The following is a 13,051-nucleotide window of genomic DNA, read 5'->3' as shown; positions in this document are numbered from 1 at the left end:
GGGTTGTTGGTCTCAGCAACCCAACCCTACCGAGCATCACCGCGGTGGCCGCCCAGGGCGCTCCGCTTCGCTCAGCCAGGGGCTTCGCTACGCGCCCCGGGCTTCGGTCCTCCTACACCACCACCCGGGACACGACCAGGCTACGCCCTCACCCCTGGCGGCGGCGGCTTGGTAGGGTTGCTCAGGGGCTTTCTGCTGGCAGAACCAGGTCACCGCTTTCGCGCAAGCTGCCAGGGATCTGCCTGGCGGTGGCGCTTGGACCTTCGCGCTCGAAGGACACCACGGAATAGTAGGATTGCGATCGCATCGCCGGAACGCGATGCAAAAGCTCATCCGCACCGGCCAGCAAGTGCCTCATGGGCGCCCGGTGCAGTGGCGGCACGTAGCAGAGCATCCGGAAGAACAACGTCGTCGGATAGCTGAACCGCAAACTGCCACCGAAAGATTTCTCGAGCCACTTCCGTGAAGACGCGCCAAGCGGTGCCTCGTCGTCGCTGCTGGCCTTCTCGATTCCAAGACTGCCAGGAAGCAGGCGGCGCGCCGCCATCAGCAGCCGGCTGCCGCCACTTGTCTCGATGAAGGCGCCGCGTCCGCCTGGGCGCAGCACGCGGCGCAGTTCCGGTGCCGCCACCGACAGGTCCAGGTGGTGCAGAACGAAGGCGCCACAGACAGCGTCGAAACTTTCGTCGGCAAACGGCAGTACCTCAGCGGGTGCGGCATGAAACCTGATGCGACTGCTCAGGCCGCTGACCTGGGCACGCCAGCGCGCAACCTCGAGCGAGGATTCGGAGATGTCGACCGCCTCAACCTCCGCACCCGCCGCGGCCGCCAGGCACGCCATGAAACCGGTGCCGCAGCCGAGATCAAGCACCCGGGCGTCCCGTAGATCACCGAGATGGTTCAGCACCTCATCCACATGTCGAGGGAAGCCGAGGTATGGCAGCCACGGCACGGAACGGTCGGTCAGGTCGCCGGGGCTCACCCGATACAGCTCTGGGTCAAGATCCGCGATCGGTGGCTGTTTTGCGTCCCAGAAGCTGCTCTCACGCTCCAGCTTGGCGCTCATGACCGCCCCCCGTTCCTGGAACGCCATCCGGAGCCCTGCCGCTTTCGCGCGGTGCGGCCATGCCACTGCGCCGAACCGCGCCGATCCTTCCGATCTGATCCTGACGCCACAGATGCCTCCCGCTCTCAAGGCGTGATTCAGATTGCTGTCGTCGTCTCTTCCACCCGTCGGCACGCAACCGGCGCGCCGAGCCAACCGCGATACCATTCGAGCGTCTCCTCCAACGCACGATCGAGTGTCCACTCGGGCGACCAGTCCAGCAGCGAGCGCGCCTTGGCGGCGGAGAGATGCTGTTCTGGAATCTCGTTCGTCGCTTCGCCAAGAATGATCGGCTGGAGATCTTCCCGCCCCGCGGCCGAGAGGATCCGCCGGACCAGCGCGATGACGGAGATCGGCTGCTCGGTGGAGAAGTTGAATGCATGGCCGTGCAGCGCAGGATCCTCCATCCGCTCGGCCAGTGTGAGATAGGCCAGCACGACGTCACGGACATAGATGTAGTCGCGGATCATGGTGCCGTCGGACCGCAGAACCGGCTGTTCCCCACGCAACGCCCAGCGCACGACGCCCGGCACGACACGGTTGAAGTTCAGGTCGCGCCCGCCGAAGAAGTTTCCGGCACGCGTGATGCAGACGGGCAGGCCGTAGCTCTGATGGTAGGTCTGCGCGATGATATCGGTGCAGGCCTTCGACGCGTCATAAGGGTGGTTGCCGTTCAACGGCATCGACTCGTCGTAGGGAAGTCTCGCCGCCTTGCCATAGGCCTTGTCGGATGATGCCACGACAATCCGCTTCACCTGCCGGCGCAATTCGCGGCAGGCATCCAGCACGTTCCATGTGCCGCGGATATTGGCGTCGAAGGTGGAACGTGGGCTTCGGTTTGCAACACCGACGATGGGCTGCGCGCCGAGGTGCAGGACCGTATCCGCCTCATGCTCATTTATCGCGCGCAGAACCGTATCGTAATCCTCCAGCCTGCCATGCACGATGAAATGCGGCTCTGTCTCCGGGTCGTCACGACGCGACAGGTGGTGGCCACCATCGCGGACAAGCCCGATCGTCGTCGCGCCGCGTCGGTTCAGTTCCTTCACGGTCCATGAACCGAGAAACCCGGCGGCGCCCGTGATGAAGACGCGCTTGTCGGCCCAGAACGGGCCCTGTGCCCTGCCGCTCACGCTGCCACCGCCCGGCGGATCCAGGGCAGGTTTCCATCGGCGAACATCACCTCAAGCTCCTGCTGATCCTTGTATGTGTCGAGGGATTTGAAGAACCCGTCATGCCGGTAGACCGCAAGGTGCTTCCCGTGCAGCAGGTTCGGGAACACCTCCCGCTCCAGGTTCTCGCCCTGCCACTTGTCGAAGATGCGCTTCTGCATGACGAAGAAGCCGGCGTTGATCCAGTGGTCCCGCAGCACCGGCTTCTCGCGGAAGTCGGAGATGGTGCCGGCCTCGTCGGCCTCGATCGTGCCGTATTGGGACCGCAGCGGAACGGAGGTGATGGTGGCGAGCTTGCCGCTGCGGCGATGCGCGGCCAGCAGGGAATCCAGCACGACGTCGGAAAGCCCATCCGCATAGGTCGCCATGAAGGTTTCGCCGAGCAGATGCCGGCACCCCCAGATGCGGCCGCCCGTATCGGTGCCCGCCCCGGTATCCACGATATCGATGGTCCAGCCGAAGTCGCGGCCCTCGAAGTAATCGAGGATCACCTCCTTGCGGTAGCCGACCGACAGGACGAATTCCGTGAAGCCCTGGCGTGCGTAGAGGTCCATGACACGCAGCAGGATCGGCTTGCCGCCCACCGGCATCATCGGCTTGGGCAAATAGTCCGTGTAGGGGTAGGCGCGCGTGCCGGATCCGCCGGCGAGAATGACGACCTTCATCCTGGTCCTCCTTGCGTGAAAGCGTGTTCTGGCATCAGGCGGAAGCTGATCGGGGGAAGGTGAGCGCCAGTCCGTCGCGCAGCGGGATCGGCTCGACCCCCAGGCGATCACGCATGGCGCTGATGTCGAAGGCCTTGTCCTCGGTCAGGCGGCGGATCTGCGCCGGCGTCACGCGCGGAAGGCCGGGCAGCCGCGCGACCAGCCGCGCCAGAGGGCCCAGCAGCGCGGCGGGAAAGCCCAGCACGCGTGGCGCCCGCAGCCCCGCGGCCTGGGCTACCATGCGCAGGAAGTCCCGGTAGGCGATTGCCTCCGGCCCCGCGACCACGAGCGTCTCCGGCCGCTCCCATGGCCGCGACAGGGCCGCCAGAAGGCAGCGTGTCACGTCATCCTGGTAGATCGGTTGGACCAGCGCGCGGCCACTGCCTGGCAGGGGTGCCACCGGAAGCCGCGCGAGCAGCCTGGCCAGGCGCTGCACATCGCCCTCGCCCTCCTGCCCGTAGATCAGCGTCGGGTGCAGCATGACGCCCGGACGGCCGCTGGCGAGGAAGGCGGCCTCTCCGGCCCGGACACCATCGCCATGCGGATCGGGCCAGCGGGAAAAGCGGCGCGTGGAGCCCATCAGGACAAGGCGCGCATGCCGCGGCGCGGCGGCCAGCACCTGGCTGGTCCAGCGCGCATGTGCGGTGTTCACCACCACGGTGGCACCCTCCAGCGCGGCGGCAAGCGCCGCGGGATCACCGAGATCTGCCAGGCGGGCGGCCGGTTCCGTTGCCTCCGAAGGCCGGCGCTGCACGGCCACCACCCGCTGCCCGGCCTGCACCAGGGCGCGGCAGAGCGCCCGGCCCGAGCGCCCGGAGGCGCCGATCACGGCGACCAGGGTTTCCGCCTGCCGGGCCGGGTGTGGGTCGTCCAGGGAAAGGGCGGGTCGTTGCATGGCGGCGGTTCAGCGCAGCGGCCCAAGGGCGAGCCGCTCGCCGCCGGCGGATGGTTCGGTGAAATGAACCAGGTCGCCAGGCAATAGCGGCGTGTCGGCATCGGCGGCGATGCGTTGCGGCGGCGTGGCGCGGATGCGCAGGATCGCGACCGTGAAGCCGGTCGCCGCGCCCATCGGCTGGTCATCCGGCGGCAGCGTCTCACGCAGCTGTGCCAGGCCGGTGCGTGATTCCTGAAGGATGATGCGCAGCGTCGCCAACTGGTCCTCGGCCTCCCGGATGCCGTTGCTGGCCTCGAGCCGGCGCTGCTGCTCCGCATTGACGCGGGTATGTTCCACGCGCGCGATCTCCTGCCGCGCGCGTGCCATGAACGACAGGATCTGCCGGCGCTCTCCATCCACCTGCACGGCGAGCCGCGCCAGCTCGATCACCCTTGTGGTGCGGGGCGCGAGGCCGCGGCGCATCAGGTTGTCGACGTAGCGCGTCTCCTCCTCCAGCAACTCCTGCTCCCGCGCCTTGGCGGTCGCATTCTCCTGCAGGGCCTGGATTTCGTCGGTCAGCGCCGCGGTCTGTGCGGCGAGCATGGCAAGCAGGCTCTCGAAAATCTCGTACCGGCTGCGCAGCAGCAGCCGCTCGCTTTCCAGTGTCTGCTGCAGGCGTTCGCGGGGCAGGTAGAGTGCGGTATCGGCGGGAGCCTCGAAGTCCCGGACACCCTCCGCCTCGGCCGACCATCGCGCCCGGCGGAGCAGGGCCAGGCCGAAGCTGTCCTGCCCCTGGCGCAGGCGTTCCCGAAGCCGCGCGATCTCCACCTGGGCGCCGACCTCTTCAAGCTCCAGCCGTCGTGTTCCGCCGGCGGCGGCGAGCGCGTGGCCGACCGTCATGCCAAGCTGAAACGGATACTGGCCGGGCCGGCGCACCGGACCGGCGACCAGGATCGGCTGCATCTCCGCGATTTCCACGGAGACCCGGGGGTCGAGGAGGGCAGCCTCGTCCCGCAACCTTTGCGCGACCGCAGCCCTGACCTGATCGGGGGTCTGCCCGGCGACGGCCAGGTTACCCAGGAAGGGCAGGGACACGGCGCCGCCCGGCAGCACCCGGAACTCCCCCGAGAGATCGGCACGGCGATGGACGGTGATGGAGAGCCTGTCGCCGGGGCCGAGGATGAACGGCTCGGCCGCTGCTGACCTGCCGTTGGCCAGGAAGGCGCCCGTCACCGCGATGAGCAGGCAGGCGGCGCGGATGGTGCTCACGGTGCCCGCTCCTGGCCGACGGAGGATCCCAGCTCCGGACGCGGGTGGGGGGCCGTCGCGCTGTTCGCGGCGTAGCCGCGGATCATGGCCAGCACCTCGTCATGGGTCAGCCGGTAACGGCTCCAAAGGCCGCCGAGCACGGTATAGGCCAGGATGCGCAAATCGAGTTCGACCGAATAGAAATGCGACACCGCCTCGCAATAGGCGATTTCGAGTTCCAGCCGATCGGCATCCGAAAGGCTGTCGCGGCCAACCAGTTGCACCGGGCCGGTGAGGCCGCAGGGCAGCGCAAAGCGACGTTCCGCATGAGGAAATACTTCAAGCAGCGAAGCGACGACGTTGTCCGGCAAAGGACGATTGCCGATCAGGCTCAGGCGACCCTGCAGCACATGGATCAACTGTGGCATCTCGGTCAGCATCGCCCGCTCGATGAACCGGCCAATGGGCGTGTAAAGTGGGGAATTCGGAGGCAGATTGAGAAAGCGCGTGGTCGCGACGGGAATGGTTTCGCGATTTGCAATTCGGTCCGCGTCGCGGCGCATGGTGCGGAACTTGGCGATCGGCAGCGCGGGGCCGGGTCCTACGCGCCGACGCGATACATAAAGCACCGGCCGCCCTTCCGTGAGGAGCAGGCCGAGGCCTAGCACCAGCATGAAAGGCAGCAGCCAAATCAGCATGCCGAGCCCCACAACGAGGTCGAATGCACGCTTCCGGCGCGGAAACTGACGCGACATATCGATCCTCTTTTGACGAGGTAGGAACGAAGCGCTGAATAAAGATTGCCTGGAAACGAACCATAAATCCGGTGTGTTTCATCAACAATTCGTTCATCGATTTGTGATTTCGGGCAATGTGAAACCATTCGGTCATAAATTGCCTTTTCCGTTGCCTGGCCATAAACTGAAACGTAAAATAATATATCATCATGTCACTCGCCTTCGAAACGCGGTGGAACACAAGGAAACAAACGAGGAAATTCCTCTTAGGTAAAGTCATTCGAGATTTGTCGGCTTCAGGTTTTGCGGCATCTAATGCGGGGACATCAGCATGCCGCAGGGACGAAAGCGCCCGCCGCGGTCGGGGGTCTGCAAGTGGAAGGTGGCAACGCCATGCATGGTGCGGTGGTCCTGGAGCCGCTGCCGCGGCCAAGCTGGATCCCGTCGGATCTCGGCGGCGCCTTCGCGCTGCTCCGCCGCCACTGGCTGCTGCTGCTGGCCTGTGGGCTGGCGGGCATCCTCTCGCTGCTGGCCTGGGCCGTCGTGATCTCGGGGCCGAGCTATACGGTGACCTCCAAGATCATGGTCAATCTTGGGCCGGAGATGGCAACGACGCCGCTGCTGACGGCGCGCGAGACGGGTGTGCCCGCTCCCGCCATGCGGCGACCGGAGGATCCCGCAACCGGCGTGGAAATCTTCACCGACCCCCGCCTCATCCGGGATGTCGTCGCGGAGCTTGGCGACGACTTCTTCGCCGACTCACCACCAACCACCGATTTCCAGCGCATCAAGAGCTCGGTGAAAACCGTGATGCGCAGCGCGCGGGACATGATGCGCGAGGCGCTGGTCACGGTGGGCCTGCGGCCACCAACCACGGAGCAGGAGCGGCTGACGCTTGCCATCGGCGCGGCCATGCGCGTGGAGCCGGTGCGGCGTTCGGACATCATCACGGTGAGCATCGGCTTTCCGCACCCGCGCGCTGGCGAGATCATTCTCCAGAAATTCATCGACACGGCGCTGTCCCGCTACCGGGACGCCTTTCGCAGCCCCGGCGTCACGGATTTCTTCGCGGAAGGCCGGGCGGAGCGTCAGGCTGCGATCCGCGATGCCGAAGCCCGGCTGCTGGCGCTGCGCCTTACCGCCGATGACCCGATCTGGTCGGTCGCCGAGCAGCGGACCGTCCTGATCCGCGCCGAGGCCGACAGCCAGGCGCAGCTTCGGCAGATCCGCAATGCGATCGCGGCCGCGGAAGCGCAGGTCGCGCAGGCGGAGAGCGCGCTGGCGCAGCTGCCGGCCGAGGTCGAGCTGTCGACCGTCCGGTCGCGCAACGAGGCGACGGACGCCATGCGCAGCCGCCTGGTGCAGCTTCGCCTCGACCTCGGGACGCAGCAGGCCCGCTATGGCGAGGGCAGCCAGGAGATCGGCGATCTGCGTCGCCAGATCGAGGCGCTGCTGGCGCAGATTGCGGCGGAAGACCCCTTCGTCGTGGAACGGGTGACGCTGGGCCAGAGCCAGCTTCACCAGGCGGCGGGGCGCGACCTGATGTCGCGGCGCGCGGACCTCGCCGGGCTGCACGGCAGCGCCGCACGGCTCGACGAGCAGATCGTCGGCCTGCGCGCCCAGCTACGGCAGATCGCAACCTCGGCCGTCGAGATCGCCCTGCTGGAGCAGGAGGTTGCCCAGCTGCGTGGCGCGCTCGAGGTATTCGAGCGTGGCTACGAGGATTCGCGCGTCAGGGAGGCGATCGAGGCGGTGCGGCTGTCCGGACTGCGCGTGGTCATGCCGCCGACATCCGAGATCCTGCCGTCTTCCCCCTCGCTTCGCCGCACATTGCTGCTGGGGCTGATGGGTGGGCTGGTTCTCGGCGCGGGCCTGGTGCTGCTCCTTGAAATTCGCAGCGCGTCGCGGCGCCTGCCGGAGGGAAGGTTCCCGGAGGGACGCACGACATGAAGGGCCTATCCCTGCCGGGCTGGGCCGGCCGCCGGGTGCTGGTCACCGGCTGCCGCGGCTTCCTGGGTTCCTGGCTTGTGCGGCTGCTGCAGTCGCAGGATGCCGTCGTCATCGGCATGGCCGATGCCGGCCGGGCGGAATCGAATGGCCCCGGCCTCGCGGCCATTCCGGTGGCCGCGGAACTGCGCGACATGGCCAGCCTCGCCGATATCCTGCGCGAGCAGCTGCCGGAGGTGGTGTTCCATCTGGCCGCCAAGTCGCTTCCCTCCGTCGCGCGGCACCAGCCGCACCTGACCTTCGAGGTGAATGCGCGCGGCACCTGGAACCTGCTGGAAGCCATCCGGACCATCGCGCCGGAGACGCGCCTCATCTTCGTGTCCACCGATTCCGTCTATGGCGAGAATGACGGCACGCCCTTCACCGAGAGCACGCCGCTCGCGCCCGATTTTCCGTATGAGGCATCCAAGGCCTGCGCCGAGCTGGCAGCGCGCTGCTATGCCCGCAGCTTCGGGCTGCGGGTCGTACTGGCGCGGTTCTGCAACATCTACGGCCCCGGCGACACCAACATGGACCGGCTGGTCGCCGGCACGGTGGAGGCGGTGCTCGGCGGGCAGCCGCCGCGGCTGCGCGGGGATGGCAGCTCGGTCCGCAACTACCTTTATGTCGAGGATGCGACGCGCGCCTTGCTGCGGGTGGCGGACGCCCTCGACGGCGAGATCGGCTCCGGCGAGGCCTTCAACTTCTGCGACGAGGCGCCGGTCAGCTCGGCCGATCTCGTGCGCCGCATCGTCGCGGTCGCAGGTCGCCCCGATCTCCAGCCCATCCTCGGCCCGGGCACGCCCGGCGAGATCTCCATCAAGCGCGCCTCGGCCGAGCATGCCCGCCGGCTGCTGGGCTGGCGGCCAGGCGTGACGCTGGAGGAGGGGCTGCGGCGGACCATCGCCTGGCACCGTGAAAGGCGCGTCGCGGCATGACGGTGCCGCACGCCTCGCCACGCGTCACGCCGCGCGTCACGGTGGTGATCCCCACCTACAATGCGGCGCACTGGCTGCCCGAATCCGTGGCAAGCGTGCTGGCCCAGGATCTGCAGGATTTCGAACTGCTGGTCCTGGACAACGCCTCCACCGACGACACGCCGGCGGTGATGCGGCGCTACGCCGATCCGCGCATCAGCTACCGCCGCAACGAGGTCAATCTTGGCCTGGCTGGCAATGTGCATCGCGGTTGCCGGGACGCGCAGGGCGAATTCCTTCTCGTGCTGGGCGCCGATGACCGGCTGCTGCCCGGCTTCCTCAGCGCGGCCGTCGCCTTCCTGAAGGCGGAGCCCGCGGTCAGCATGGTGCATGGACCGGCCGCCTGGATCGATGCACAGGGACGGCGTTTCGGCGGCACGGCCGGCGGCTGGCCGCGCATCACGCCCGGGGCCCGCGCCATGCTCGATGCCTTCGGGGCGGGCTTCTGCTTCTCCACCATGGTGATGCGCGTGGCGGCCATCCGCGCAACCGGCCCCTTCGACGAGGGGTGGCGGGAGGTGATCGACCTGTGGCTGTTCCTGCGCATGTGCCTTGCGGGGAAGGTCGGCTACCTCGACCGGGTGCTCTGCGAGTACCGGGTGCATGACGCCGCGATGTCGATGCCGATGTATCGCGACAACCTGATGTTTCGGCGCCAAATGCACGCGGCGCGCGAATGCTTTGCCTGGCCGGAGGCCGTGGCAGCGGGCGCCGCGGTGCATCGCCGGGCGGCGGAACGGCATGTGGCGGCGATCGCGGTCGCGGTGCTGCACATGAGCCGCAGCGCGGGCTACGCCCGCTTCCTGCGCAACCTGGCGGAAGTGGTCACGGCCGTGCCGGAGGTGCTGCTGCGGCCGGCGACCTGGGCGCGGCTCGGCTTCGGCCTGCTGCCGGCCGCCGCGATCCGCGGCCTTGGCCGCTGGCGCCACCGGCGGGCCCTGTCGCGACAGGCATCCGCCCTGCCGAGGCTCGGCTGATGCCGCGCGTCATGGCACGCAACGCGGCGCTGGTGATCTCCGGCCGCATCGGATTCGTGGCGCTGTGGTTCCTGGCGGTGCTGCTGGTCTATCGCGGATTGGGATCGGACACGGCCGGCCTGTCCGAGGCCGGTCTGTTCGCGATTGCCATCGCCTGCGTCAAGATCGCATCCGGCTGCATCGTGGATCCTTCCGACGTGGCGCTGATGCGCCGTGCCCCGTCGCTGCTGCGCGACGATCCCGAGGCCGCCTACCGCCTGTTCCGCGCCGCCTTCGTGCTGCGGGGAGGGCTGACCGCGGCGGTGGTGCTGACGCTGCTGCTGTTCGCGGAGATCTTCAGCCGCGACATTCTGGGCCATCCGGAGGCCACGCCCCTGGTGCGCTTCGTCGCCGCGGCCATCGTCGGCGACATGCTGTTCCGTTCCGTCATGGTGGTGCTGCAGGCGGCGGAGCGTTTCAAGGCGCTGGTGCTGCTCGAAGGCTTCATGCAGGTCCTGCGGTTCGGCAGCATCCTGCTGCTCTGGGCATTTGGCGCGATCCAGGTGGAACTGGTGCTGGCGAGCTATGCGGCGGCATCCTTCCTGGCGCTGCTGGTCGGCGCCGCGGGCCTGCTGCCGCGGCGGCTGTTCGCATCGCCACGCTTCGAGGCCAAGGACCTGCGCCATCTGCTGCATTTCCTGAAATGGATGATGCCGGCGATGGTTCTGGCCGCCTTCAACGAACGCCTGGACATCCTGCTGGTCTTTGGCTTCGCCGGCTCCGACGTGGCGGGCCTGTATGGCGCCATGCTGACGCTCGCCCTGGTGCCGGACCTGGTCGCGGGGAGCCTTTCGTCGCTGCTCCAGCCGCGCATCGCGCGCATGCGGGAGGAGGGGAGCTACGCATCCATGCTGCGGCTGTTCCTGCGGATATCCCTGCCGCTGCTGGGGGTTGCCTTCCTGCTCGCCCTGCTCTTCGCCCGGCCGGTCATCACGCTGGTGCTGGGCCCGACCTATGCGGCGGAGACGGGCAGCTTCCTTTGGCTGCTGGCTGGCACGCTGATCTGGCTTGCCGTCACGCCACTGCCGATGACGATGGTGGCGGTGCATGCCCCTGCGCAGATCGCGCTGGTCACGGCCGGGCAACTGGCCATCGTCGCCTCGCTCGGACTGATCCTGCTGCCGATGCATGGGCCGGTCGGCATGGCGATCGCAGTGTTCACCACGCGCATCAGCGTCGCGCTCGCGCTGTTCCTGATGGCACGCCGGCTGGCAATGCCGATGCGGGGGGGCGCCTTGCTGCGGGTGCGGCAGACCCATGCGTCCTAGTCTTGCCGTGCTGCCGGCGGGCGTTGGCGCCGCGCTGTTCGGTGCCAGTGCCCTGGCGGGGCCGCTGATCGCCGTGGGTGCGGTGCTGGGCCTTGCGCTGGCTGCGGTGGTCTATGCGGTGCCAGGGATCGGCCTGGCGCTGATGGTGCTGGCGGGCACGGCCCTGCAGGTTCTGGGCAGCGAGCATATCAGCGGGCTGCCGTTCAGCCTCGGCAAGCTCGCCGGTGCCTTGACGCTCGCCGTGTGGATCACCCGCAGCATCCTGCACAGGCTGCCCGTCACCTGGTCGCCGCAGATACCGGCCCTGGCCGGCTTCCTGGCGATGGTGCTGATTTCCGCGGTTACCGCACCGGCCCATTTCGGCGGCATGGAGGGGCTGGCGCGCTACATCCAGCTTGTCCTGCTGACGGTGATGATCGCCAACATCGCAGGCGAATCCGCGCGTGCCTTGATCCATGCCTGCATCGCCCTGACCGCCTGCATGACCCTGTCGAGCCTGATCGGGCTGGCGGAGTTCCTGCTGCCGAACCTGGCCATCGAATCCGACGACCCCAGCCTGGTCCAGGGCAATATCGGCGCGATCATCGACCGGGATTCGCTGGACGGCGTGGAGGTCAAGCGGATCACCGGCGGACTCTCCGATTCCAACTGGTTCGGCTACATGCTGGTGGCGGTGCTGCCGGTGAACCTGTTCCTGTTCATGCGCTTCGCGGCGCCGGTGGCGCGGCTGCTGATACTGGCGGCGGCGGGTCTGCAAAGCGTCGGCGTGGTGCTGTCCTTCACCCGCTCCGCCGTCATCGCGCTCGCGATCTCGGTGGTCTACCTGCTGATCCGCGGGCGCCTGCCGCTGAAGCCGCTGCTGCTGGCCGGGCTGCTCGGCGGCATCGGCTTCGCCCTGTGGAATCCGGCGGGGCTGGAGCGGTTGTACTCCGTGCAATATATCCAGGAAGGCAGCACCCCACTGCGGAGCTGGCTGCTGCGCGGTGGCGCCGCGCTGGTGCTGGAACGCCCCATCGCCGGCTACGGCTACAACCAGTACGGCCCGAATTTCATGGGGTGGCTGGACACCCGGCCCGACGTGCCGGAGGACGTGCGCCTCTGGCAGGCGAATATCGAAAGGCGCGTCGCCAGCGGCGAGGATCGGCTGGAATGGATCATGCCGCACAACACGGTTGTGCAGGTCTGGGTTGAATTCGGTCTGTTCGGCATGGTCGCCTTTGGCGGCATCATCTTCTTCATGTTCCGTGACCTGGCCGTGGCGCGCCGGCATGGTGGCCCGGCCTGGGGCCTTCTGGCGGACTGCCTTGTGGCCTCCCTGCTTGGCTTCCTGATCTGCGCCGCATTCGGGCACCTTGCGCTGGCGAAGACTGTCTGGATTCTGGCGGGGTATTCGGCGGCGCTGCGCCGGGTGGCGCTGGAGCACGGACCGCGCGGGGCGGAGCTGCGGCGATGACGTCGCTCGGCCCCCTCGCGCGGCGCATCGGCCTGCTGCTCGGCACCGGCTACATCCTGTACTTCTTTTCGGAGGCGGTGTTCTGGTCGCAGCTGCGGCCGGATGAGGGGCTTCAGGATCGCCCGCTTTCCTGGCTGCTCTACAGCTATTTCGGCTACCTGACCCTGGTGCTGATGCAGCATTTCCGCGTGCACGATGCCTGGGGGCTGCTGCTGATCGGTGCCGCCTTTGGCTGGATCGGAGAGGGCGTCTACGCGATGACGCTGTTCGGCGATCCCAGCATGCCCTTCCCCTTCACCATCAGCTGGACCGCGCTGGCCTGGCACGGGCCGATCTCCGTGGTGCTGGGATGGCACCTGCTGGGCATGGCGTTGCGCCAGCGCAGCCTGCGCCGGGTGGCGGGCCGCGCGCGCGGCCTGGGCGGCTTTGGGGGCGTGTGGGCCGATGGCTGGCGCGTCGACGCGGTGCCGGTGGCGGCCGGCACCCCGGCCTTCCTGGTGCAGGCCCAGGT

Annotated in this window: 12 protein-coding genes; 6 read left to right on the top strand and 6 right to left on the bottom strand. The window is 68.0% G+C overall.

Features of this window, described 5'->3' with window-relative positions:
- Positions 1-181: 181 nt before the first annotated feature.
- The 6 genes from Q8S40_RS06025 to Q8S40_RS06000 all read right to left on the bottom strand — a co-directional run bounded on the left by Q8S40_RS06025 (position 182) and on the right by Q8S40_RS06000 (position 5,858).
- Complete coding sequence (locus Q8S40_RS06025; RefSeq protein WP_305669662.1) at positions 182-1,066, bottom strand: class I SAM-dependent methyltransferase; 885 nt, start codon at positions 1,064-1,066, stop codon at positions 182-184.
- A gap of 137 nt (positions 1,067-1,203) precedes the next feature.
- Positions 1,204-2,238, bottom strand: coding sequence for an NAD-dependent epimerase/dehydratase family protein (locus tag Q8S40_RS06020; protein WP_305669661.1), 1,035 nt, complete (start codon positions 2,236-2,238; stop codon positions 1,204-1,206).
- Entirely contained in the window at positions 2,235-2,942 is a 708-nt protein-coding gene (locus tag Q8S40_RS06015; protein WP_304808597.1) for a sugar phosphate nucleotidyltransferase, read from the bottom strand. Before Q8S40_RS06015 ends, Q8S40_RS06020 begins: the two co-directional genes overlap by 4 nt.
- Before the next feature lie 34 nt (positions 2,943-2,976).
- Complete coding sequence (locus Q8S40_RS06010; RefSeq protein ID WP_305669660.1) at positions 2,977-3,876, bottom strand: SDR family oxidoreductase; 900 nt, start codon at positions 3,874-3,876, stop codon at positions 2,977-2,979.
- 9 nt (positions 3,877-3,885) lie between these two features.
- A complete protein-coding gene (locus Q8S40_RS06005; protein WP_304808593.1) occupies positions 3,886-5,124 on the bottom strand; it encodes a polysaccharide biosynthesis/export family protein in 1,239 nt (412 codons plus the stop codon).
- Positions 5,121-5,858, bottom strand: a complete 738-nt coding sequence (locus tag Q8S40_RS06000; RefSeq protein ID WP_304808591.1) for a sugar transferase — start codon at positions 5,856-5,858, stop codon at positions 5,121-5,123. The genes Q8S40_RS06005 and Q8S40_RS06000 overlap by 4 nt, the downstream gene beginning before the upstream one ends.
- A 375-nt stretch (positions 5,859-6,233) precedes the next feature.
- Between Q8S40_RS06000 and Q8S40_RS05995 the strand changes: the two genes are divergently transcribed.
- The 6 genes from Q8S40_RS05995 to Q8S40_RS05970 all read left to right on the top strand — a co-directional run.
- Complete coding sequence (locus Q8S40_RS05995) at positions 6,234-7,790, top strand: hypothetical protein (RefSeq protein WP_305669659.1); 1,557 nt, start codon at positions 6,234-6,236, stop codon at positions 7,788-7,790.
- The gene (locus Q8S40_RS05990) at positions 7,787-8,764 is read left to right on the top strand and encodes an NAD(P)-dependent oxidoreductase (protein WP_305669658.1); all 978 of its coding nucleotides are present in this window, start codon (positions 7,787-7,789) and stop codon (positions 8,762-8,764) included. Before Q8S40_RS05995 ends, Q8S40_RS05990 begins: the two co-directional genes overlap by 4 nt.
- Complete coding sequence (locus Q8S40_RS05985; protein ID WP_305669657.1) at positions 8,761-9,780, top strand: glycosyltransferase; 1,020 nt, start codon at positions 8,761-8,763, stop codon at positions 9,778-9,780. Before Q8S40_RS05990 ends, Q8S40_RS05985 begins: the two co-directional genes overlap by 4 nt.
- 11 nt (positions 9,781-9,791) lie before the next feature.
- Positions 9,792-11,087 carry a lipopolysaccharide biosynthesis protein gene (locus tag Q8S40_RS05980; RefSeq protein WP_305669656.1) on the top strand — a complete coding sequence of 432 codons (1,296 nt, stop codon included), beginning with the start codon at positions 9,792-9,794 and terminating at the stop codon, positions 11,085-11,087.
- A complete protein-coding gene (locus Q8S40_RS05975; RefSeq protein ID WP_305669655.1) occupies positions 11,077-12,540 on the top strand; it encodes an O-antigen ligase in 1,464 nt (487 codons plus the stop codon). The genes Q8S40_RS05980 and Q8S40_RS05975 overlap by 11 nt, the downstream gene beginning before the upstream one ends.
- Positions 12,537-13,051: hypothetical protein (locus Q8S40_RS05970; RefSeq protein ID WP_305669654.1), on the top strand; the 515-nt coding region annotated here is incomplete at its 3' end. The genes Q8S40_RS05975 and Q8S40_RS05970, both read left to right, overlap by 4 nt.

Origin of the sequence: Falsiroseomonas sp. (assembly GCF_030695085.1) — a bacterium.
Lineage (GTDB): Bacteria > Pseudomonadota > Alphaproteobacteria > Acetobacterales > Acetobacteraceae > Falsiroseomonas.
Note: the sequence above shows the minus strand (reverse complement) of the source record. Positions and strands in the feature narration are given on the sequence as shown.